Annotated in this window: 17 protein-coding genes; 10 read left to right on the forward strand and 7 right to left on the reverse strand. The window is 53.4% G+C overall.

From position 1 onward, the window contains the following. Positions 1 to 15: 15 nt before the first annotated feature. The 4 genes from dld to SIB56_RS12355 all read right to left on the reverse strand — a co-directional run bounded on the left by dld (position 16) and on the right by SIB56_RS12355 (position 6840). On the reverse strand, positions 16 to 1722 hold the full coding sequence (gene dld, locus SIB56_RS12340; protein ID WP_413324211.1) for a D-lactate dehydrogenase: 1707 nt from the start codon (positions 1720 to 1722) through the stop codon (positions 16 to 18). A gap of 301 nt (positions 1723 to 2023) precedes the next feature. Then, on the reverse strand, positions 2024 to 3067 hold the full coding sequence (locus SIB56_RS12345; protein ID WP_413324212.1) for a hypothetical protein: 1044 nt from the start codon (positions 3065 to 3067) through the stop codon (positions 2024 to 2026). A 449-nt stretch (positions 3068 to 3516) separates the two neighbouring features. After that, a complete protein-coding gene (locus tag SIB56_RS12350; protein WP_413324213.1) occupies positions 3517 to 5346 on the reverse strand; it encodes a hypothetical protein in 1830 nt (609 codons plus the stop codon). A gap of 69 nt (positions 5347 to 5415) precedes the next feature. Beyond that, positions 5416 to 6840, reverse strand: a complete 1425-nt coding sequence (locus tag SIB56_RS12355; protein WP_413324214.1) for an NADP-dependent isocitrate dehydrogenase — start codon at positions 6838 to 6840, stop codon at positions 5416 to 5418. Between the two features lie 90 nt (positions 6841 to 6930). Between SIB56_RS12355 and SIB56_RS12360 the strand changes: the two genes are divergently transcribed. Further along, positions 6931 to 7869: a glycosyltransferase family 2 protein gene (locus SIB56_RS12360; protein WP_413324215.1), complete on the forward strand. Its 939-nt coding sequence runs from the start codon at positions 6931 to 6933 to the stop codon at positions 7867 to 7869. Here the strand turns inward: SIB56_RS12360 and SIB56_RS12365 are convergent. Further along, positions 7857 to 9131 (reverse strand): ChbG/HpnK family deacetylase, encoded by a 1275-nt coding sequence (locus SIB56_RS12365; RefSeq protein WP_413324216.1) that lies wholly within the window; start codon positions 9129 to 9131, stop codon positions 7857 to 7859. The genes SIB56_RS12360 and SIB56_RS12365 overlap by 13 nt on opposite strands. A gap of 71 nt (positions 9132 to 9202) precedes the next feature. On the opposite strand from SIB56_RS12365, the gene SIB56_RS12370 reads away from it, so the two are divergent. The 9 genes from SIB56_RS12370 (at position 9203) to SIB56_RS12410 (ending at position 20124) form a co-directional block, all read left to right on the forward strand. After that, positions 9203 to 9658, forward strand: coding sequence for a hypothetical protein (locus SIB56_RS12370; protein ID WP_413324217.1), 456 nt, complete (start codon positions 9203 to 9205; stop codon positions 9656 to 9658). 70 nt (positions 9659 to 9728) lie between these two features. Then, positions 9729 to 10442, forward strand: a complete 714-nt coding sequence (locus tag SIB56_RS12375) for a heme oxygenase (biliverdin-producing) (RefSeq protein WP_413324218.1) — start codon at positions 9729 to 9731, stop codon at positions 10440 to 10442. Beyond that, a complete protein-coding gene (locus SIB56_RS12380; RefSeq protein ID WP_413324219.1) occupies positions 10442 to 11521 on the forward strand; it encodes a glycosyltransferase in 1080 nt (359 codons plus the stop codon). The genes SIB56_RS12375 and SIB56_RS12380 overlap by 1 nt, the downstream gene beginning before the upstream one ends. Positions 11522 to 11599: 78 nt before the next feature. Then, entirely contained in the window at positions 11600 to 13417 is a 1818-nt protein-coding gene (locus tag SIB56_RS12385; RefSeq protein WP_413324220.1) for an ABC transporter ATP-binding protein, read from the forward strand. A 7-nt stretch (positions 13418 to 13424) separates the two neighbouring features. Beyond that, positions 13425 to 15686: a glycosyltransferase gene (locus SIB56_RS12390; protein WP_413324221.1), complete on the forward strand. Its 2262-nt coding sequence runs from the start codon at positions 13425 to 13427 to the stop codon at positions 15684 to 15686. After that, complete coding sequence (locus tag SIB56_RS12395; RefSeq protein WP_413324222.1) at positions 15683 to 16861, forward strand: glycosyltransferase; 1179 nt, start codon at positions 15683 to 15685, stop codon at positions 16859 to 16861. The genes SIB56_RS12390 and SIB56_RS12395 overlap by 4 nt, the downstream gene beginning before the upstream one ends. 1 nt (position 16862) lies before the next feature. Next, entirely contained in the window at positions 16863 to 18140 is a 1278-nt protein-coding gene (locus tag SIB56_RS12400) for a glycosyltransferase (RefSeq protein WP_413324223.1), read from the forward strand. Next, positions 18137 to 19261, forward strand: coding sequence for a glycosyltransferase (locus SIB56_RS12405; RefSeq protein WP_413324224.1), 1125 nt, complete (start codon positions 18137 to 18139; stop codon positions 19259 to 19261). Before SIB56_RS12400 ends, SIB56_RS12405 begins: the two co-directional genes overlap by 4 nt. After that, a complete protein-coding gene (locus tag SIB56_RS12410) occupies positions 19258 to 20124 on the forward strand; it encodes a sulfotransferase (protein WP_413324225.1) in 867 nt (288 codons plus the stop codon). Before SIB56_RS12405 ends, SIB56_RS12410 begins: the two co-directional genes overlap by 4 nt. Before the next feature lie 14 nt (positions 20125 to 20138). Here the strand turns inward: SIB56_RS12410 and SIB56_RS12415 are convergent, their stop codons facing one another. Together SIB56_RS12415 and kdsA are read right to left on the reverse strand one after the other, a co-directional pair. Next, on the reverse strand, positions 20139 to 21881 hold the full coding sequence (locus SIB56_RS12415) for a hypothetical protein (RefSeq protein ID WP_413324226.1): 1743 nt from the start codon (positions 21879 to 21881) through the stop codon (positions 20139 to 20141). Between the two features lie 69 nt (positions 21882 to 21950). Further along, positions 21951 to 22802 (reverse strand): 3-deoxy-8-phosphooctulonate synthase, encoded by an 852-nt coding sequence (gene kdsA, locus SIB56_RS12420; protein ID WP_413324227.1) that lies wholly within the window; start codon positions 22800 to 22802, stop codon positions 21951 to 21953. Positions 22803 to 22847 lie beyond the last annotated feature (45 nt).

A 22847-nucleotide genomic window follows, 5' to 3' on the forward strand; every position in this document is an offset into this window, starting at 1 on the left:
CCTTTTCGTTCTCAGTTATTGATAATTCTTCAGTTTTGACGTCTTCCCGATTCCAGGATTGAAACTGTTGGTTGGATCAATCTTTTTGTAGAAGTTTGATAGATCAGTTTCGGCTTTGTATAAATGACCAACATTATGTTCGGCAGGGTACTTGGCGCCGGATTGATCGAGCAGATCGAGAATCTTCCGCTTCAATTGATCAGAATCCACTCCTTTTTTAACGACAAAATCCCAGTGGAAGACCATGCAAAGGAAGTGTGCCATCTGAAAAGATTCGGCCATCTGAGAAAGAATTTCTTCAGGGAGAATTTTATGCCAAGTTTCGCAGTTGCGGGGCAGTGCAATATCCAGTGGGAGCAATTCTCCAGAGTCGTTTTGGTTTAAAATCTGATACCGTGCTGGTGCATTCCCGGCAACATAGCGATGAAGTAATGCAGCTTTTCCTTCGGATTCGCTGCATTCAAAATAGGCATGATCGCCATCACTTTCCCAGTTTTTTTCTAATAACCCCCGTGTTTCTTGGATTGATTGATCGCTCGCCAGAATGATCATGTGGTGTTCATATTGATCGCGAAAAGCTCTCATCCTGGCTGGTAGATGGTCTGGAACCATCTGAGAGATGCAATGCAGAGTTCGGTCGGAAAAGTGATCCTGAAAAAGTGGTGTCGGCCACTGCGAGACGATTCGATCAACGTTCCGCTTGATGCCGAACAGCTTGGGAATAAAGCCTGTGCCAAAATATTTGATGGCTAGATAAGCATCTTTGCAGTAGAGGTCTGCACCGTCAAAATAACTGCGATGCAAGTATTCGCCCATGTCAGGCAGGTGTTGAAATCCTGTGAGAATCTGTTTGCGCAGTTCCGTGAGCTGTTCCGGTTTGTTGGTGCCCAGATAGAAAACTTTTTCTGTTTTGGGTTTTGGAAACGTGTCAAGTCTGACAGCAAAAACTGCCAGCTTGCCTGCGCACCCACTGGCCTCACGCAAGCGTCGTTGATCGGCATTGAATCGAGCAGGAATTGATGATGTGACATCCCTGACCCGTTTCTGATAATCATGGTCTGAGGCTAATCGCTCACAAGGCGCTAAATGTTCAGTGTTGAAATCAGACTTCTGAAGTGTGGTTAATATTTCTTCCGGACATGTGCCGAGTTCAATCCCGAGATGATTGACCAGCTCAAGCTGCCCGGTTTGATTGAGTTGGGCAAAGAGTGAATATTCCGTGTATGCAGGACCGCGATTGACCAAATTACCGCCAGAGTTATTGCAGATGCCTCCCACAACGGACGCACCAATGCACGATGAGCCGATCACGGAGTGAGGACCTCGTCCCAGTGGTGATAACTTTTCCTCCAACTGATATAAACTTGATCCCGCGAAAGCAATCACTTGATTGCCGCCATTGAGTAAAATTAATTGATCTAAATTTAGAGTATTAATGATGACGACATCCCTGTCGTAGTTGTTTCCATCAGGTGTGGAACCCCCTGTCAGCCCGGTATTGGCTGCTTGGAGAATGATGATTTTGTCGAGCTTGACACATAATTCAAGCGTTTTCCAAAGCTGCAACAGAGTCTTCGGCATGACCACTGCACAGGCCATGCCCTGACCGACGCGTATGCCGGTTGTGTAGGGCTTGGTCTGCTCACTGCTGGTTAAGACCTGCTGCTGCCCAACCAGGGTCACCAAGCCGTTCTCCAGTTCCTGCAATCGGTCCTGTCTCATCGTGATGCGGCTTCTGTCCGCAACTTGAGCCTATGAAGAATCTATTGGATTAGCGACAGTGTGTTCTGCACTGCTGCTCACCTGGCTTGAAAGCGACGTAGGTCTACAGCCTTCTGGAGACATCCAGGACTATGGATGGGGACGGCCTTATTCAGCATCCAGGTTTTGATGATGAAATGTCCCCGAATATTGATGCACTGATGTCTCAGAGCTAGATCCGAACATCTTTGAGACGAATTGTTTGCTTGGGATCGTCTTGAGGTCTGACTGGCTGCGCTCCTTTTTATTCAGTCGTCTTGGATCAATGCGGATCTCGTACTGTGGAATTCTCCGGTGTGGGATGTCTAGGGGTTGTTGGTGTTAAATATGCACAGGAAATCAGTAGGAATGTCGCCAGCCAAATGTAATACTGCGCGAAGACCACAGCATTGAATTGCAGGAATATCAATAATGTCAGTGTACTGGCCAGCCAGAAATTGATTTTTTCCTTGGCCTGCGCTACCCAATTCATGATAATTAAGGCAAGCATAATAAGCCTTGTGCCATCGACTCCGGTCAAGATCATTCTGGTCCCTGTTGCTTTGCCATGATCGCCAAATTCCCGTGTGGTCGAGAAAAGCATGTTGAGCAGGAATCCTGATGGTTGATCCAGCAGAAACGGTATCGAGATGATCAGTGGAATGATCAGTGCCACTGCGCTGTAGGTCAGGATTCTTTTTCTGCTTGAGATGCTGTTGCCTGAACTCGAATTTGCCTTGAGCCCTAAGAGAAAGCTCGGTAGAAGAACGATGCCGACGTGCTTGATACTCAGGGAAAGACCGAACATCAGCGCGGAGAGTTTGGGTTTGCGGTTAAGTTGTTGGCCTGCGATAAGAATGGGCAAAATGGCTGCAAATTCAAGATGTTGGACATTGATGATGTATGCGCTCCAGCGTCCTAAAAGCAGAATGCTGCAAGCGATGATTCCTGATACCGGTTTGCGTTGTTGATAGTAGATGCTGAAAGTGACGACGCCGATGCATAAGTGGAGCAATAAGTTTATTTGTTTCCATGTGTTGATGAAATCTACAAACCTCGATGTACCAAAGTGATTGAGTATGCTGGCAAAGTAATAGCTTAGTGGAAGGTAGGTTGGATATTTGCTGTTTTCTCTTAGCGAATTTCCTATGATTCTTGTGTAAGGGTTGAGATGATTTGTGATTTTTTTGCCTTCTTCCCAGACGTGATAAATGTCTTCGCTCAATAGTCGTTCTGTGCCTTTTAGCCCCCATGCATAATGCACGAAGATGGTTACGATAATCAGCGTGATTCCAGCAAATACAAGAAAGGTTCTCTTGTATTTCATCGTTGGTTTGTCCTTTGGGTAGGCTGTTTGTCTTAGCAATCATTGAGTCATTTATTTGCGAATATGCGTTTTCCGATGTTCTTTTTGCTTGCGAGGGATTGGTTCTGCATGGTTGATTCTTGCTGAGCCAGCGGCGAGATGCTTGCTGTTGCTCACTGCACGATGCAAATAAAAATTGTCAACCAATGATGATTGTTTCATTGATGCACATCTGCTTGCTGCTTCGTTAATGCATGTTATGAGGATATTTTGGTGAAGTTTGGCATTGCGCCTAGAACACTTGATCTGATTTTATCACTTTGAGGAATGAATGATGCAGTCCTTTTGTCGGATTAATCTGATGGTTGATCCATGTCTGGCATTGCTTCTGTCTGTTTTGGGGTATCACTCATATCTGAAAAGTCATGTCTCAATTTCTGATCGTCATGCTTCAATGTGAATGGGTTGGGTCATGATTCGATGCCAGTGATTCTGAGAATCAGGCCGCTTCGCTGGCTTGGATTATGGCGATAAATCAATTCAGTTTTGATGTTTTCCAGGATCGGGTTGAGCAGCTCCGTGCTCTTGTCAAGGTTGGCAACAATGTCTCCAACTTTTGGTGTATATAGCATCATTTTGCCCGCCCCGTCTTTGACGATAAACTGATCACGATCGGGTTCATATTCGATCAATGATTTGTAGGGGATTCTATTGAGATGACGTTTGGCTGAAAGTCTTGATTTTTGATTAATGATGATATTTACGTCATCACCTGATTCGCGAATTTTCCTGCTAATTTTATAGAGTTCTTCGTAAGTTGATTGTATGTAAGCCTGTTCAAATTTTTGTTCTGAGATATTGTTTAAAAAGGTGTTTTTCGCTGTCGCATGGTCGATTCCTACAATCATCGATGAGGCTAGGGCTGCTCCGGCGACCTTGATTCCGGGCTTAGCTTTTAGCCCTCTGTTGAGTTCAATTGTCTGAATCCATACCCATCCGATGTTGATGGTTGCGATGAGTTGAAAAGGAAGTGAGAGATAGCTGCTTGCATCGAACTCGTAGGTAATTCCCAGTGCTGCAGCGTAAGCGAAGCCGGCAACATTGATCGCGTCTAAAAGATTGAAAGTAATCTTATGTCTTAAGATGAGTGCTATGCGCGTGGATGCGATAATTGCAAAGATATAAAAACGGAAGTCAAGGATGATTTTGTATGCCGCATCTTCATTGTATGCCCCTTCTGCTGCATAGCTGCTTGGTATTAACGCTAGAAAAATATAGCTTACTGAGAAAATCAGTGTAAGGCTGCAAATCCATTTCTCGAGTTTGTTTCTTTGTGATGACAGGTTTTGACTGATGATGTTGTTCTGATCATTGTGCCTGCTGATGTTGTCAGTGAGCCATAGGCTTGCCGCTGGAATGATGAAGAGCAGGATCGCAATATCTTTTATATATATACCCAGCAATGCCCAGAGGAAGGTGAGATAAAATTTTGACGTTTTCCCCGTTCTGCGATAGTCAACATAGGATGTTGCGTAGAGCATGAAAACAAGGCAAAGTAGTCGCTCGCAATAGATCACATGAAAGAACGTGGTTCCTGTTGAAGGGTGAATCAGTAGCAGGCATGTTATTAAAAGGATTGTTGACTGTTGAGCTGTTTCCCTAAGCTGTAGGCCGTTCAGGAATTTGGTGATCAGTACCACAATTCCAATTAATTCAGCAGCGCTAAACAGCATCCATGTTTTGATGTGGATGGTAAACCAGCTCAGGATATGAAGGTCTTGATGGGCAAGAGGAAAGAAGCGATAGTCGCTTCTCCGCATCGTTTCATCAATGAAGCTTCCTCGGATTGAGAAGTTGTCGAGGAAATGTCCTTGGACCAAGTCAGGGTACCAACCGACCATATCTTTATAGATATAAGTTGTTCCTGTAATCATCGCCACCGTGTAGGCGATGAAGATAATTGAGGTGATTGGGTTATTTCTGATGAAGCCCAGCATAGATTCAATAGGGCCTCTTGGTTTCTCTTGAGGGTTGAGAGATTCCCTGCGTGTGTACGTGTAGATGCGGTTGATCAGATATCCCAGTGAGATCACCAGCAGGATCAGCCAGATGTCATGTACGGTTACTTGGTACTGGCGCAGCAGTGCTCTCCCTGGTTTGGACTCTGGTGATGGCAGAGAGCTTAAATTTTGATTCACCCACCACCAGAGGCCGAGACCTATTGCCCCTAGTGTGATTGTGAGCCAGATGACAACATTGGGAGTGCGATGTTGAGGACTCTCTTGTGACTGATCACTCATGAATGGTGATTTCCGTTGAGGTTGATTTGATTGATGTCAGCGGTGCTTGATAATCAACCTGTTTTCTGTTCAGAAACGTTCGATGATTGAGCTGGCAAATCCGCTGCAGCTCACGGGATCCACTTGGGGTTCCATCAGACGAGCCAAGTCATAGGTCACTTGTTTATCGGCGATGGCAGCGCTTAGGCCCTTGGTGATCAGTTCAGCAGCTTCCTGCCATCCAAGAAACTCGAGCATCATCACTCCACTCAGAATCACTGAACCGGGATTGATGCGATCCAGGCCTGCATGTTTCGGTGCGGTGCCGTGGGTTGCCTCAAAAATCGCAGCTTTTTCACCGATGTTTGCGCCCGGCGCCATGCCAAGTCCGCCCACCATTGCAGCAGCAGCATCAGAGATGTAGTCACCGTTGAGATTGAGGGTGGCCAGGATTGAATATTCCTGAGGTCTGGTCTGGATTTGCTGGAAGATACTGTCGGCAATCCGGTCATCCACCATCACCATGGAGCGCCACTGCCCGTTGCCGTGGCTGTTGCCGATGGAGTCGATCACGGCTCGCACTTCTGAATCGATGTTGGCTTTCTTTTCGTCGGTGAGGCTGTCGTAGCCAGGTTCAATCATGCGGGCATTGGCCTGCACGCTTAAGCCTGAGTCCTTTTCCAGGTTGCCCAGGATCCAGCTTTCCCGCTCGGTGATGCAAACGTCACGGAATTCAGTGGTTGCTAGTTCATATCCCCAGTCGCGAAATGCACCTTCTGTGAATTTCATAATGTTGCCTTTGTGCACCAGGGTGACATGGCGTTTGTTTCCCTCAAGCCTCAGGGCGTGTTGGATCGCTTTGCGGATGTGACGCTGGCTCCCGTGCTTGCTGACAGGTTTGATACCGATACCTGATCCCTCCGGGATCTGTCGTTTTCCGAGTTTGCCGTTGGCTGGGATCACCACCTCATTGAGGTGCTTGCGAAGCTCCTGACCAACAGCATCGTCAGCTTCCCATTCCACGCCCATATAAATGTCTTCTGTGTTTTCCCGATAAACGATCACATCAAGATCCTGAGGACGCCTGTGTGGGCTGGGCGTTCCTGCGTAGTAGCGGCAGGGACGCACACACGAATAAAGATCGAAGATCTGGCGCAGGGCCACGTTCAGCGAGCGGATGCCTCCACCCACGGGGGTCGTCAGGGGGCCTTTGATGGCAACGCCATAGGTGCGTATCGCTTCGAGCGTGTCTTCTGGCAGGTACTGGTAGGTCCCGTACAGATCACAGGCTTCATCGCCGGCGTAGACCTTGAACCACTGAATCTGCTTATTGCCTGCGTAGGCCTTGTTCACCGCAGCATCCAGGACTTTCTGCGTCGCCGGCCAGATGTCGATGCCTGTGCCATCACCGCGGATGAAGGGAATGATCGGGTTGTCGGCCACCACGGGTTGTCCGTTTTCGAAGTGAATCGGTGTTCCCTCTGCGGGGGCTGTGATCTTCTCGAACTGGGCCATGGCTTGGTTGCTGCGGGGCGACTTCACTTTGTGGCGAGCCTATGACTCGATAGGCAATCCCTAAAGTCATTTCGATCCGCCCCCATTCCCATGCCGAAGTCAGAGGGTGTGTGCGTTGTGGCGGCCTGTTTCAACGAGGAGGATGTCATCACGCGTTTTGTGGAGCGTGTGCTGCCGGTCCCCGGAGTCGACAAGCTGGTGCTGATCGACGATGGCTCGTCCGATGCCACGGTTGAACGCATCCGCGCCTGGATGAAGGCTCATGCCGGTTCGCCTGTGACTCTCCTGGAGCTCACGCGTAATTTCGGCAAGGAAGCGGCGATGCTTGCCGGCCTTGATCACGTCAATGGTCGCTGCGGCGCAGCAGTGCTGATTGACTCCGATCTGCAGCATCCCCCTGAACTGATTGAACAGATGGTGCATGAATGGCGGGCCGGAGCTGAAGTGGTCACCGCAGTGCGAGATGACCAGGATCAGGAATCGCGCCTGAAGGTGGCCAGTGCTCATTGGTTCTATCGCGTGTTCAACAAGGTGGTGGATTCCATCGAGCTCCAAGAGGGAGCAGGCGATTACCGCCTGCTTGATGCAGCTGTTCTTGATGCAGTCACTCAGTTGCGCGAGTCCAGTCGTTTCTCCAAAGGGTTGCTTCCCTGGACGGGCTACTCAAGTGTTGAGCTCTCCTATCAACGGGTCAGCAGGGTTGGAGGCCAGACCTCCTGGAGTCCGCTCAAGCTGTTCAGTTATGCCTTTGACGGCATTTTTTCCTTCTCGGTTCTGCCTCTGAAGATGTGGACGGGCATTGGAGTTCTGGTTTCGTCGCTCAGTCTTCTTTATGCCCTTGTAATCATTCTGCGCACAGCGATCTTCGGTGTGGATGTCGAGGGTTACGCCTCATTGATGGTGGCGGTGCTGTTCATCGGAGGAATTCAGTTGATCGGCATTGGAGTGCTCGGTGAATACGTCGGCCGCATCTATGTCGAGGCGAAGTCACGCCCTCACTACTTCATCCGTCGCATTTACAAGTCCTGAAGAGCGCGCCATTCACGCTGTCGCCAAGTTGAGGCTGCAAAGGGCTGGGAAACAGCAAATCCCACTGTCGCCAGATCGATGTCGAGAGGACCACCGGGGTGGGCCAGCAGCAGCGGAGGGGTGGAACCTGGTTGTGGATCCGCGCTGCTGAGCTCTTTCCAGGCCGCAAGCATTGGAGCTCCTGCCATCTGGCCGGTGAACAGCACGCCGGCGAAGCTCTGATTGCTGGCAAGACCGCAGCGATGGATGGCTGGCCGGGCTTTTCGACTGAGCAGTTGGAGTGTCAGCCACTTCAGCAGGCCGAATTGCCGTACCGCATCCCCCCAGTAGCGCAGGGGCAGACCAGTGGGTAGTGGTTCCTCCGTAAGACGAATCCAGCTGATGCCTTTTCCCTTGGCTCTGGCCAGAACAGACTTCAACACGATCGGCACCAAATGAATGTGTTGATGGCCATCAAGATGGATGGGTCTATCTCCGCAGAACCCGCGGAAGCGTTCGATCTGAGCATCAACTTCAAGTTCGAGTTGGGATTCGATCCTCTTTCGGGATGGATGTCGGCGCGGCAGGAGTGACAGCAAAAACCACTGTCCGAAAGATCGCTTCAGATGGCCATGGGAATCAACAAGATCGGGCACCAGTGCAGGGTCGGAGCAGGCAGGCCCCTCAGTTAGGCAGAGGTGCAGACAGATCTGCAGTTCTGGGTGTGTGAGCGTCAGCTGCTGCCAGGCATCAAAACCATCAGCTGCGACTGGGCCATTCACCAGAAGACTGCAACTGTCCAGTCGTTCCTGGCCGGCAAGTTCCAGGATGGCTTGGTTTGTGGCAGGGCTCAGTCCGAGATCATCGGCGTGGCGCAGAGGTCTGATCGTGAACTCCCTGCGTCGTCGGCTGAACCGAGCTGCCTTGGACCAGATCAGAGCATTCAGCGCCGTGGGAGTGAACACCAGAATGGCAACACGCACAGGCTCGCCGATAGCAGCAGGCAGGGCGAGTGGTAGCAGTGCGCTCACCGTGAGGTTGATTACGTACTGAACAATCAGCCAGCGTCTGGCAAAGCTGTGGCCACCGGTTTCAGGCCGGAAGGTCAGACGTGCGTGCCCCAGATAGCCGGCCAGAGATGCGGCGAGAAATGCCACTGGATTCGCCAGCCAGATTGGAATCAATATCCCCAGTGCCAACAGCACCAGTGCATGCACGGCTGCGGCAACCACTCCCACTAGTCCGTAGAGGCTGAGCCTGGAGCTGAGATTGCGCGGAATCATGAGCGCAACCGTAACGGTCACTGGCCGTTCAGGTCAGCAGCCTTCACCCTGAATGCATCGACGAAGATCAGGTGAACGCAGGAGAAGCGGTCGACAGCATGCAGCTCGCCCAGGCTCTGGCTTCGGCAGTGACTCTGGTGAGGCATCGTTTTCCCGCAGCCAGCGTCAGTCTCAATCCCTGGCGTGATGATCCTCAGACGCGTCAGTGGAAGGAAGACCAGACCCTTGATCTGGCCTTTCATTTTCCTGGCTGGAGTCCCAGCCTGGAATGTCGCAGTTTGCTTCTGCAGCTGCGATTACAGCGGAACAGCGACGATGGCGAATCTTCACTTGCGCCGAATCTGCTGGGAGTGCTGATTCGCGGCATGACCTTCGACGGAGAACGCTGGCGTCTGGTGACGATGGGCGATTGGCAGCCCGAGGGTTCGCACCTGCCGCAACCCGAGCAGGTTCAGCAGTTGCGTGGAATCTGCCGGGACTTGTTTGATTTGTTCGCCAATCCGGCAGCGACGGGCACAGCGGCGTAACCCTTCGCAACCCTTCGGGCTCTTCGGCGAAGTTCGATTTTATGGTTGCCTACACCATCAAGTCCATCCCATGTCCGTAGCTCTGGCTGCTCAGCTCCGTGAAGGCACCAAGAAAGCTCACACGATGGCCGAGAACACCGGTTTCGTTAGCTGCTTCCTTAAAGGCGTTGTCGATAAATCCAGCTATCGCAAGCTCGTTGCAGACCTCTACTTCGTTTACTCCGCCATGGAGGAGGAAGTCGATCAACTCAAGGATCATCCCGTCGTGGGTCCGGTTGGCATGGAGCAGCTGAACCGCAGGGAGTCACTGGAAAAGGACCTTGCCTACTACTTCGGTGAAAACTGGAAGGATGAAATCAAGCCTTCCCCTTCTGCTTCGGCTTATGTCGAGCGGATCCACGAAGTAGCTAAGCAGTCTCCCGAACTTCTCGTCGGTCACCACTACACCCGCTACATGGGTGATCTTTCGGGTGGCCAGATCCTGAAGAACATTGCTCAGAAGGCGATGAATATGGACGGTGACGACGGTCTGCGCTTCTACGTCTTCGATGAAATCGCTGATGAGAAGGCTTTCAAGACCAGCTATCGCGCCACCATGGATGAGCTTCCTATTGATCAGGACACTGCTGACCGCATCGTTGAGGAGGCCAACAATGCCTTCCACATGAATATGCACATGTTCAAAGAGCTGGAAGGCAATCTCGTGGCTGCCATCGGCAAAGTTCTGTTCGGCTTCCTTACACGGCGTCAGCGCTCCGGTAGCACAGAAACCGCCGCTGCTTGATGGCGTCGGCTGAACCTTCGCCAGGGGGTTTCAACTCCATTCGGGTTCTGGTGCCAGGCACCGGAACCCGTTTTCGTTGTGGTGGTTTGAGCGTCGCTCTTCAGACGGCTCGCATTCTCAGCACAATTTGTCCTACAGAGATCGTCACCTATCAGCAGCGCCAGATTGATCAACCATTTCTTGATGATCTTCTCCAAGCTGCAGCATCTCAAGACCGCTCACTTTGGTTAGTGAGCTGGGGCTTTCATATTCCTTGGCTGCTGCGTCGCCTTAAGAGCCGATTCGTGGTGTATCAAGCCCACAGCACTGGATATGGATTTGATCTTCCGCCGGGAGTTCCTGTGCTGGCGGTCAGCCGCAACACTCTTGGTTACTGGGGCGATCGTGCCCCGAGGAACCCGTTGTTTCTGTTGCCGAATGCTCTTGAACCACAGTGGCTGCAGCGCGGTGATCGTGACGGCAGAGCGAGTCAAAGAGTGATTGATGTGCTGGTACAGCAGCGCAAGAGCAGTTCTTACGTTCTCAAGCAGCTAGTGCCCGCATTACGCTCTCGTGGCCTGCGGGTTGAGGTGCAGGATGGCTGGGTTGACGATCTTGTGGATCTGTTCAATAGCACCAAGGTTTATCTCTATGACTCTGCAGAGCACTGGCGCGCTGCTGGAGTGAGCGAAGGTTTTGGCTTGCCCCCATTAGAGGCGATGGCTTGTGGCTGTGTGGTTTTCAGCAGCTTCAACCATGCCCTCGCCGATACCCTCACGCCCGGTGTGATGGGCCATCAGATCGGCTGCGGAAGCCTCGACCATGACCTGAGTCGAATCGCTGCTGCTGTGGCCACACCAACTGATTGGCGTCCATCTGCTGAAGCTCTGGATCCGTGTCTGCAGAGTCACTCCGAGCCTGCATTGGTGGTGCGATGGCAATCGGTGTTGCAGCAGTTGAACGAGCTTCTTCCCGCTTTCCGCAGGAGTTCGCTGTTGAAGTCGCAACCGCTCTGGCGTCTGCGCTGGAACCGGCGCTTCCGCGGACTGGTCAGGGTGGTCAATCGGTTTCCTGGCTGGCCTGTGGGCCGGAAACGTTGAGGGCAAGGGCGGTCTAAGGTCCGTTTATCTGCAAATAGACCGCTTTGTGAGCAACAAGGTAGGTCTTTGACGGTCTCCATGCCCTTGCAAAGTCAGACCTGGAGCAATCTCCGTCAGCTGCTCAGTGAGTTGCCCCGGCGGCGAGTTCGTCTGTTGATCCTGGTGCTGCTTGCTTCCCTGGTGCAAGGGCTGCTGGATGTTTTTTTGGTGGCTTTGTTAGCCCGTCTTGTGGGGTTGTTGGCTGGCGCGTCTCTGGAGGATTACCTGCCGGGGATCAAGGTGTTTGGTGGTGGTTTTCTGGATCAGTCGGGTTGGCTGGTGGCGCTCCTGATTGCTTCTTTCTGGCTGTCCTCAGGGATTCGTTTCGCGGTTGCCTTGATGCAGAGCCTTCTTAGTGCAGAAGTTTGGAATGACCTTGTCAACAAGGTATATGACAATCTTATGCGCCAAAAGTATGAATTTTTTATTCGCCAACGCACGGCTAATCTTTCTGAAAAATTTAATCGAATACTGAATAGTGTTTCCACGGGAGTGATCAGTCCGATACTTTTAATTGCTGGAAACTTGGTTTCGGTCGCTTCACTTCTGGTCGGAGTAGTGGTGGTTCTGGGACCCAAGGCTTTGACGGTCTTCGCGTTGATGTTATTGGCCTATGTAATTTCTTCTAAAATTATTACGCCCTATTTGCGTCTATCAACAAAACAGCGAATTCGTTATGGCCGACGAATTAATTTATTGCTTATGGAGTCTCTTCGCTCAATGCGGGAGGTTCAGCTATATTCGGCAGAAAAATATTTTGTTTCGCGATTCGCTCGTGACGGTATGATCGCTAAGCGTTACGACAGGCTTGGGCGTTTACTCCCAGATGTACCTCGCTTAGTGATTGAGCCCGCAGGAATCACGATTCTATTTGTGGTTGGAATCGTCCCATCCATGCTCATGGGTGATGCAGAGGGTATCAAAAATTCAGTTCCCTCATTGTCAGCGGTGTTGGTTGCACTGCTCCGGATTTCGGGCCCGTTGCAATCGATGTTTCGCAGCATCAACCGCTTGCGCGGTGGTTTGCCTGAAATAGCAGATGCCCTTGAGTTGCTCAGTCTCAAGCCCAAGCGTTATCTGATCAGTTCTCCTGGAGTGCCTACTCCTGATGGGGTGATGCCACGCCGTTATATCCAGCTTCTGGATGTGAGCTTTAGCTACTCCCAGGATGCCAAGCCAGTAATCAACGGTATCAATCTGTCAATCCCTATCGGTGCTCGCATTGCCCTTGTAGGACGAACAGGAAGTGGTAAAACCACCCTCGCTCATTTGATTTTGGGGTTGTTTCAGCCTACGCAAGGCGAGCTGCTTCTCGATGGAATTGAGGTGTCAGATCAAGAGGCTCCGGCATGGCAGGCTAATTGTGCTTTCGTGCCTCAGACGATCCGTTTGATCGACGGCAGTATTCGCGACAATGTTGCTTTCGGTTGTGATGCCGATGAGATCGATGACGACCAGGTTTGGGCTGCTTTAGAGGCTGCTCAGTTTGAAGAATATGTGGCAGGAATGACTTACGGCCTCTACACGATGATTGGTGAAAATGGCATCAGGCTCTCAGGTGGTCAGCGCCAACGCTTGTCATTAGCCAGAGCATTTTTCCGCGGTGCCAAGGTGCTGGTTCTCGATGAAGCCACTAGTGCGCTTGACAACAAAACTGAGCACGATGTAATGCAGGCTCTCGATATTGTTGGACGCCGATGCACAACAATTGTGATTGCCCACCGTCTTTCGACGGTTAAAAAGTGTGATCTGATTTATGAAATGGCCAATGGTCAAATCATCGCTAGTGGTGATTTCCAGCAGCTGCAGGAACGTTCTCCTTCGTTTCGTGAAATGGCCCTGATCGAGGCCGAGTGAGGGCGCGATGGCGGATTTCGTTGTTCTCGCCACTGCCGATTGGGACCATCCGCTTTGGACCAACAAACAGCACACGGCCTTGACTTTGGCGGCGGCTGGCCATCGTGTTCTTTACGTGGAATCACTAGGTATTCGCCCGCCGCGTGTGGGTGCTGCAGATTGCACTCGAATTGTTCGGCGTTTGCGGCGCTTGCTGCAACTTCCGCGTCAGCGACAGCACCAACTTTGGGTGTGGTCTCCACCGGTGTTGCCCGGTGGTCATAGCGGTCGTGCACTTCAGCTCAATCGTCTGCTTCTAAAAGGCGGTCTGGAGCTCGTTTGCCGTTGGCTTGGGTTCACCAATCCGATCCTGTGGACCTACAACCCCCTCACCACCCTGTATCTCGATCCTGAAAGCTTCGCAGGCAGTGTCTACCACTGTGTAGATCGCATCCAGGATCAGCCCGGGATGCCTGTGGCCCGTATTGAGGCCAGTGAACAGGCACTGTCGCGAGCGGTTGGTGTGGTTTTTGCCACATCGCCGCAATTACAGGTCAGCCACAGGCAGTGGAACCACCACACCCTGATGTTTGGGAATGTGGCGGACCATGTTCATTTCAGTCGCGCTCGGCTGGGAGATTCGGCCGCTCCCTTGTGTTGCCCTGAGCGTCTGGTGCAAGTCGATCGGCCAAGGCTGGTGTTCATGGGAGCCATCGATGCCTACAAGCTTGATCTGGACTTGTTGCTGCAGTTGGTCAAGCGCTGTTCCGCATGGAGCTTTGTGCTGATCGGTCCGGTGGGCGAGTGCGACCCCTCGACGGATGTTGCGTCACTACAAGCCTGTTCCAACGTCGAGTTGGTAGGGCCTGTGCCCTATGCCGATCTTCCTGGCTGGCTGGCCCATGCCGACGTGGCACTGCTGCCGTTGAAGGTGAACGGCTACACCCGACATATGTTTCCTATGAAATTCTTCGAATATCTCTCGTCGGGATTACCGGTGGTGGCGACCGAGATCCCCGCCCTGGAGGTCCATGCCGATGTTGCCTGGCTTTGTCCACCTGAGGTCGAGTCATTTGAGCAAGCAATTCACGCTGCCCTTGCTGGAGAAGGTCCGAGTCTTCAGCAGCGCCTTGAGAGGGCTGCAACGCAGACCTATGAGGTGCGTACCGCTTCAATGCTGGACTATCTCGATCGCGTTGGTCTGCTGGCGGAAGCGCAGCGCAATCAGGCGGATTCTCTTCGCACTCAACAGTTTTTGTTGCAGCGTTCAGCCATCTGGCTGAGGGGGTTAAGCAGTCGCGTATTGGTAGCTCTCAGTCACCGCCTGATGCGTGGCGGCCACCCTCGCGCTGCTGTGAAGGTGCTCCAGGGAGTGGCTGAGAGTCCCTGGAGTGATTGCCTTTTGCAAGGGGGGCTTGTGCTCCCTCTCGTGCGCTGTGGCGACTACCGGCAGGCCCGGCTGGTGATGGAGAAGCTTTGGCAGATCTATGGCCACGTGGGTGAACTCAAGCAGCTGCTGTTTCGCCGCGGTAACCGCCCATCCGAGCGCAGTCAGCAGGTGTTGCTGTTCGAGGAATTGGTCACAAGTTCAGTTCTGCCCCTCTATGCCCTCAACTATTGCCAGGTGGTGCTCGCGCATCGCTGCGTGGACGTGAAGGATGACGAGCGCATGTGTCAGTCGGCCTTGAACATTGCCGCCATGGCCAGTGCTCTTGAGCAGGATCCCGGCACCTTGATTTGTTTGCGCTCAAATCGCCGCAACCGCAGCAAGCTCTTGGTTTCTTGTTATGCCACGCTCCTGCGCCTGTATCTGGGGTTGCAGCAGTTTGATGACTTAGGTGCCTTGGGCATGCGTTGTTTGACCTGGGCGGAATCGTTGAATCTCGAGGCGATTGATGCCGACACTTCGTATCGGCTCACCCGCAACATCCTGCGGGTGTTGTTGGTCAATGTTCTGGAGGCTTGGACGCAGCATGATCATGCGCTGATGCAGCGTTCATCGCGCGTGATTGCGCGCGTACATAACCACTGCCATCGCAGAGTCTTTGATCAGCAATCGGCCCAGGAGAATCACCGCGGCTTTGCCGATGCGGTGTTGGAGCGGGTGCAGCTTTTGGAGCATGCTCAGCACAGGGGCGATTCGGCGGGAGACGCAGAGGAGGCCCTGCCAAGTCTGATGTTGCTGATGCTGAAGAGTGAACGCGAGCTGGTCAGTGAATTGATCCGGCAAGAGCATTTGAACAAAGTTTTGCCTCTTTTCAGTCCCTATCTCGCAGGAGTGCCGCTTTGAGCGATTCGAAGCGCGTGGTGCTTTATATCGACAGCCTCAAGTTGGGAGGAGCTGAACGCGTCACCTTGACCTGGTCCAATTGGCTGCATCAGGCGGGATGGCAACCATTGGTGCTGACCCGCAAGCCCATGAGTTGGGATTTCTATCCCCTGCCTCAGGGAGTCACAAGGGTGGTGGAGCCTTCGGACAATTCCTGGATGCGTCGCTTGGGCCCTCTGGCGTTTCCTCTCAGGGTCCTGCGTCTTCAGCGTTGGTTGGATGCACAGAACGTGGGGCTCGCGATTGGTGTGACCTCGCTGCCGGCGATCAAGTTGCTGTTTGCGGCTCGATTGCTGGGCATTCCGTGTGTGGTGTCTGAGCGAAACTTCCCGCCGTTAAAGCGAATTGGCTGGATCTGGAGTGGGCTGCGCCGCCTCAGTTACCCCTGGGCTGCGCTCCACCTGGTGCAGACCGCAGCGGTTGGGAAGTGGATGGCAGCCCACCTGGGGGTTCACCGGCAGTTGTTGCTTCCCAACCCAGTGCAGTGGCCGTTGACTCGTTTTCATCCCAGTCTTGAACCCCATGATTGGCTCTCCTCTCAAGGCTGCGGTTCTTCCGATCCTGTGCTGCTGGCTGTTGGAACCAAAGCCGACCAGAAGGGTTTCGATCGTCTTCTGCGCTGGTGGATCCCCCTGGCGCAAGCTGATGCCCGATTGCACTTGGTGATCGCGGGCCTGGATGAACGTCCGTATCACGGTCGCGATCAGCAGGCGGACTTACGGACGTTGCTGCTGAATCAGCCTGAGCTTCAGGTGCGGCTTCATTTTCCAGGACGTGTTGGCAACCTGGCGGACTGGTACCTCCGCTCGCAGCTCTTCGTACTCTCGTCTCGTTATGAGGGTTTTCCCAATGTGTTGTTGGAGGCGATGGCTGCTGGATGCTGTTGTGTAAGCGCCGATTGCCCCCAGGGACCTGCTGATTTGATCCAAGACGGCATCAACGGTCGTTTGCTGCCTGAGGCGGCATCGGATTTGCAATGGGTTCAGCTACTAAGAGAGTTGTTGTCGGATGCCGCTGAGCGGCAACGCCTGGCTCTCAATGCGCTGAAGGTGAGGCAGTTATTTGCCCCCGCGGTTTTACAGCAGCGGTTGATACGAGCCCTTGAATGCGTGGTGAAGCAGGAGGCAGCGAACTGAAATGCAGCAGGCAGACCGTGAGCAAACCGATGACCTTTGGCTTGTGTTGCCGCACTTGGGCCCAGGTGGAGCTCAGAAGGTGGCGTTGCTGGCTGCAGGGTTTTTCATCGATAAGGGTTGGCGCGTGCGCCTTGTGACAATGCTGCCGGGACCGGCGAAGGCCCATGCCATTCCTGAGGGGCTGTTGGTCACCGATCTCTCCATGGCAGTTGATGCTCTCTGGAAGCGTGATTACTGGAATCGTTCCTGGCTCGCTCGTGGCCGTCGATTTCTGGCACCGCAGCGTCGGCTGCATCGTCTCCTGGCCAGGCTTGTGATGGGGCCTCTGGTGGGAGTGTTGGAGTCGGTGCAACCGGGCCAGCGCAACTGGAGATCCTGCTTGCTGCACTGGTGTGTGCAAGGAATTGACGGGCCGCCGTCTTGGGAGCTCGAACGGTTGCTTGAGACTCATTCCCCCAGCCGGGTGGTGTCGTTTCTCAGCCGCACCAACATGCGTGTCTGTAGTGCTTTTTGGTGGCGGGATTGCCACTTGGTGGTGTCGGAACGCAATGATCTGCGCAAGCAACAGTTGCCGTTCCCATGGCCGCGCTTTCGTCGCTTGCTGTATCGCCGAGCGGATGTGCTGACGGCGAATACCACTGGAGTGATGGAAAGCCTGGTGCCCTTATTTCAGGCTCGTCAGCTGGCCTTGCTCCCCAATCCGCTGCCCATGCCTATGGTTCCTGCCGCGGTGGGGTCGGCAGGCGATCGCCAGGGGTTTGTAACCGTGGCGCGGTTGGTGTCGCAAAAGGGTATCGATGTGCTGATTTGCGCTCTTGCTCAAACCGCCAGCGCGGCGCGCAGCTGGACGCTGAACCTGGTGGGTGATGGGCCGGAACGGGAGGCGTTGGAGCGGCAGGTGCAGGAGGCCGGTCTGCAGGAGCAGGTGCAGTTCCTTGGTTTTCGCTCGGATCCGCAGACATTTCTGTTGCAGGCCGGCGTGTTTGTGTTGCCCTCCCGCTTTGAGGGCATGCCCAATGCCTTGTTGGAAGCGATGGCTGCGGGCCTGGCGGTGGTGGTGACGGATGCGTCGCCCGGGCCGCTGGAGGTAGTGGAGGACGGTGTCAGTGGATTGGTGGTGCCCAGCGATGACCCGTTCGCCCTGGCCGAAGCCCTTGACCGCTTGGCGGTTGATCCTCAGTTGCGGGAGCGCTTGGGTGCTGCGGCGCGAGACACCTTGCGTCAGTTGGATTGGCCTGAGGTAGGTCCGATCTGGGAGTCGCTGGTGGATCAGCCATGACCCTGCAACGGCTGCTGGTGTTTGCCCCCACGCGCCGGGAGGCATCGGAAACCTTTGTGCGCGCCAATTTGGCGGGATTGCCGTTTTTCGTCACGGCCTATTTCGGCGATGAATGTCCGCTTTCTCAGCCCGCTCGGCTGGCCTATGGCTTCAGCGTGATCATCAGCAAGGCATGTACCCGCATCGGTTGGTTGCGACTGGCCGAATGGCCGGCAGCCTTGGTGGCGTTGCTGTTGATTCGCAGGCATCGGCCCGATGTGGTGTTGGCGGAGTTTGGTTTTCATGCCGTGCGCGTGATGCAGGCCGCTGCGCTTGCCTCTGTGCCCTTTGTGGCCCATTTCCGTGGTTCGGATCTGTCTGCGCAACGACGGATTGGCGTCTTGGGCGGTCGCTATCGCCGCCTTGTCACCATCGCCTCAGGCGTGGTCTGCAAGTCGAGGCCAATGGCCAACACCTTGGAGCAGCTGGGAATGCCGCCATCGCGCATCTTGATCAGTGCATCCGGAGCCAATCCAGCCCTCTTCATGGCTGGGGATCCGGCCATTGCAGCGCCGGTGTTTCTTGCTGTGGGCCGTTTTGTTGCCAAGAAAGGGCCTCTTTACACGATTCGAGCTTTCGCCCTCCAGCCTCGGGGTGCGTTGTGGATGGTGGGTGATGGGCCGTTGCTTGAGGACGCTCGCCAATTGGTGAATGACCTGCAGTTGCAGGATCGGGTGCGTTTTCTTGGCGTGAAATCACAACAAGAGGTGGCCGCCTTGATGCGCCAGGTGCGTGTGTTTGTCCAGCACTCGTTGATGGCCCCCGATGGGGACAGTGAGGGAAATCCGGTGTCGGTGATGGAGGCTCAGCTCAGTGCTTTGCCAGTGGTGTCGACCCGTCATGCGGGGATTCCCGATGTGGTGATCGATGGCAGTACAGGCTTGCTCGTTGAAGAAGGTGATGTGCGGGGCATGGCAGAAGCCATGGAACAGCTGATGGCTGATTCCGAGCTCGCTGCTCGTTTTGGAAAGGCTGGTCGCGATCGTGTGCTGACTGGGTTCACGCTCGAGCATCATTTGCAGGAGTTGACAGGGTTTCTGCAACAGCAGATCGCGGCCCCTGTTTCCCGGAGATGCGCTTGAACACCCCCAAACGCCGGTTGTTGCTGATTCGCGGCTTGGGCCATAGCGGCACAACGATTCTCGATTTGGCATTGGGTGCCCATTCCCAAATCACGGGCCTCGGCGAGGCAGTTCGGCTGCTGGAGAAGCCTTCTCCTGGCGACAGTCACCGCGGGCCGGCTCAGCTACGTGAGCACTTGCGTCATCAGCGTCGTTGTACCTGTGGGCAGATCGCGGCTCAGTGCCCTGTCTGGGGACCTGTCCTCGAGTGGCTGCCCGAGCATGACGACCTTGAGTTGTCTGTCAAATTGCGGCGACTGTTAGACGCTCTTGCTGAGAGTGGGGCGGGTGCCAGTGGTGATGCTCCTCATTGGGTTGTCGACTCGTATCAAGACGACCTTCAGCTGCAGAATCTCAAGGCGCCCGATCTGGAGATTCGCATCCTGCATCTCACCCGTGATGTGCGCAGTTGGGTTCACTCCCGCTCCCGTGATGGACGTCGTCATGGTCGATGGCTACCTGGCCTTGTGCCCCTCTTGCGTTGGTGCAGGGTGAATGCCTGTCAGGACCGTTCGCTGCAGCGATGCGGAAAGCCAGTGTTGAGGATTGGCTACGAACAATTAGCCCTCAGCCCTAAACAGACGCTGCGTCGTATTTGCGAGTGGCTTGATATAGCTTGGGAGGAAAAGATGCTGGTTCCGATAAAACACTCATCGAGTCATATTCTCTCTGGAAATCGTATGCGTTTTGATGCGCAGAAGAGTTCGTCGATTCAATATGACTATTCCTGGATGCAGTCCCCCTCTGGTCTTGCTCAGTTCTGCTTGCTAATTCCATGGATCTCCCATCTGAATCGCCGACTTGTTTATCCATCTGCAGATTAATGACCTGCTGATCACTATTCGAGGCGGAAAATCCGACCGTAGTCGCGTTTTGGTGATTCTTTGTAAATCAATTTGTAGTTATCTAGGTTGATACTATAGTCGAATGCATTAAATTTGCGACCGGTGTCAATATCGATCAGAAAGTCTCCCGACTGAGGCTTGTAGGAACTGTTTTTATCAATCCCGTCGACAACGGTGTATGTGCCTGAGTCGATATCAAAATAAACTAGCCGATCGTAGCGCAGCGTGCGTAGATAGTCGGAGTGCTTGAACCAGGATTTGGAGAAAATCACATTCACGATCTCGCCTTTATTTTTTGCTTCGCGTGTTCTTTGGTCGATCTGGTCGAAAGTGTTTGCCCAGGATCGTTGTTTTTGGGTGATTTCACTCGCACGATCGCGGAAAGTGCCTGCTTGACGGTCTTCAAAGCCCAGCACCAGGAGCGTGCCGCCAACCAATAGTGCTTGGGATTGTTGTTGAGTCAGCTTTTTGGTCAGTTTTGGCGCAATTAGAGACTCCCAGATCATCAGCATGTCGATAACGGCGACGAACTGTATGGGCAGAGTCATGTAATTGCTGCCTTTGAGGCCCACCAGCGCGTAAAGGGCGAAGCCGTAGCTGATAGCGGCAAGATTGAGGTTGTCGAGCAGGTTGGCCTTGGATTGACTGCGTGCAATTAGCCAGAATCTGATCACGCTGTAACTGAGCAGGATGATCAGCCTGAGATCAAGAGCAAAGCTCGAGAAGCGAAGATGGGAGTCATACCGGCTCACGCCAGTGGCAAGGCTTGGTATTGCGCTGAGGATGATGAACGATGCCAGAAAAAAGATGGCGACGCTGCAGATCGCCAGTTCAAGGGCATAGGCCTTTCTCCAGCTCGACCAAGTGCATGAGCTCCAATTGGGATAATTACTGAACTTGCCTATACTTCCTAAAATAATGCTTGCCATTGGAGGTACGACCACAAGGAGGATGGCAGTATCTTTGAAAAAGGGCGCTAGCAACGCGCAAAGTAAGGCGCTGCGTCCGGAACGTTGATCGTTATTTTGTTGGTAGAGGCAATAGAAATAAGCGAACAGCGCAAAAAGGAGGGTTGTAATTCTTTCGCTGTAGATGAATTGGAAATAGTTGTAGGCTGAGGCACTTGTGAAGCCAAAAAGAAGCGCTCCGCAGAGGAGTAAGGACCGGCTTGATTGCTTTCTTCGTACCAGTGCAATCAGCTTGCAGCCCACGACAATCGTTATAATGAGCTCGAATGCGCTAATGAGGCTCCAAACTTTCGTGTATGGAGTAAACCAGCTGAGAACGTGCAGATCCTGATGTGATAACGGGAAGAAGCGGAAATCATTTCTTCCCATAGTCTCGCCAATGAAGCTGTGTCTGATGCTGAAATTGTCCAGCATGTGATTGGCGTATAGGTCGTCGTACCAAGTCAGGATTTCTTTGTAAAACCAGCTACTTTCATGCACCATGACTGTTGTATAAACGACCAGAAGAATGGTCGCTGCTGGATGGCGCCTGATCGCATCAATGATCTTTTTGGGCCAGGATTGGTTTGGTTGTTGTTCAATGCTCGGTGCTTTTAGTGCCGCTTTAATGTTCAGGCCCGCCAACAGCAACAGAATTCCAATAAAAATGGAGTGGCTGATGTTGTTGTATCTCTTGATTAGGGCGTTTCGAGTTTCTTCCCCAATCTGAGCAATGGATTGGTGATCGGCTTGGAACCAGATGGCGGTCCCTAGGGCACCAGCAAGCATGACTGCGGATAAAACTGTGAGCCATGCACTCCAGCGTGTCTCAAAAGAGGCGTCTTGATTGGGCACTGCTCAGAGAATCTCCATTGCTGGCATGGCCTTGACGACATCATCAATGGCTTTTGCTTGCTTCAGAAAAGGTTCCAGTTGTGCCAATGGCAGGGCACTGGGTCCATCGCAGAGGGCGTTATCCGGATCAGGATGAGCTTCCAGAAACAGACCTGCTAGTCCAACCGCCATTCCTGCGCGGGCCAGGTCGCCCACCTGATTGCGGCGGCCACCAGATGCTGCGCCGCCTGGATCACGGCATTGCAGGGCATGGGTGACATCAAAAATCAGCGGCAGGTTGTTGCAGCTGCGTTTCATCACCCCGAAGCCCAGCATGTCGACCACGAGGTTGTCGTAGCCGAAGTTGCTGCCCCGCTCGCAGATCAGCAGCTGTTCGTTGCCGCATTCGCGAAATTTCTCCACCACGTTCGACATCTGGGATGGGCTGAGGAACTGTGGTTTCTTGATGTTGATTACGGCCCCGGTGCGGGCCATCGCCTCCACCAGGTCGGTCTGACGGGCCAGAAAGGCCGGTAGTTGGATGATGTCGCACACGGCGGCGGCCGGTGCTGCCTCCTCTGGGCTGTGCACGTCGGTGATCACCGGAATGCCATGGCTGTTTTTCACCGCCTGGAGAATCTCGAGACCGTCTTCCAGGCCTGGGCCCCGATAGGAGTGGATCGATGAGCGGTTGGCCTTGTCGTAGGAGGCCTTGAAAACCAGGGGGATGCCCAGATCCTGGCACACCGTTTTGTAGTGACCGGCCATCTCTATGGCAAAGCCTCGTGACTCGAGCACGTTCACCCCGCCGAGCAGCACGAATGGAGCATCGTTGGAGAAACGGATGTCGCCCAGTGCAACACAACGTGCGGCCATCGTGATGGAGCTCGGGTGAATTGAAGCCTAGAGCTCGCTCCGAAG

The organism is Synechococcus sp. MIT S9503, from assembly GCF_047304175.1.
Taxonomy (GTDB): Bacteria; Cyanobacteriota; Cyanobacteriia; order PCC-6307; family Cyanobiaceae; genus Synechococcus_C.

Coding starts and splice junctions, on each gene's coding strand:
- dld (WP_413324211.1), bottom strand. CDS start 1,722: ATGAGACAGGACCGATTGCAGGAACTGGAGAACGGCTTGGTGACCCTG.
- SIB56_RS12345 (WP_413324212.1), bottom strand. CDS start 3,067: ATGAAATACAAGAGAACCTTTCTTGTATTTGCTGGAATCACGCTGATT.
- SIB56_RS12350 (WP_413324213.1), bottom strand. CDS start 5,346: ATGAGTGATCAGTCACAAGAGAGTCCTCAACATCGCACTCCCAATGTT.
- SIB56_RS12355 (WP_413324214.1), bottom strand. CDS start 6,840: ATGGCCCAGTTCGAGAAGATCACAGCCCCCGCAGAGGGAACACCGATT.
- SIB56_RS12360 (WP_413324215.1), top strand. CDS start 6,931: ATGCCGAAGTCAGAGGGTGTGTGCGTTGTGGCGGCCTGTTTCAACGAG.
- SIB56_RS12365 (WP_413324216.1), bottom strand. CDS start 9,131: ATGATTCCGCGCAATCTCAGCTCCAGGCTCAGCCTCTACGGACTAGTG.
- SIB56_RS12375 (WP_413324218.1), top strand. CDS start 9,729: ATGTCCGTAGCTCTGGCTGCTCAGCTCCGTGAAGGCACCAAGAAAGCT.
- SIB56_RS12380 (WP_413324219.1), top strand. CDS start 10,442: ATGGCGTCGGCTGAACCTTCGCCAGGGGGTTTCAACTCCATTCGGGTT.
- SIB56_RS12385 (WP_413324220.1), top strand. CDS start 11,600: ATGCCCTTGCAAAGTCAGACCTGGAGCAATCTCCGTCAGCTGCTCAGT.
- SIB56_RS12390 (WP_413324221.1), top strand. CDS start 13,425: ATGGCGGATTTCGTTGTTCTCGCCACTGCCGATTGGGACCATCCGCTT.
- SIB56_RS12400 (WP_413324223.1), top strand. CDS start 16,863: ATGCAGCAGGCAGACCGTGAGCAAACCGATGACCTTTGGCTTGTGTTG.
- SIB56_RS12405 (WP_413324224.1), top strand. CDS start 18,137: ATGACCCTGCAACGGCTGCTGGTGTTTGCCCCCACGCGCCGGGAGGCA.
- SIB56_RS12415 (WP_413324226.1), bottom strand. CDS start 21,881: ATGCTTGCTGGTGCCCTAGGGACCGCCATCTGGTTCCAAGCCGATCAC.
- kdsA (WP_413324227.1), bottom strand. CDS start 22,802: ATGGCCGCACGTTGTGTTGCACTGGGCGACATCCGTTTCTCCAACGAT.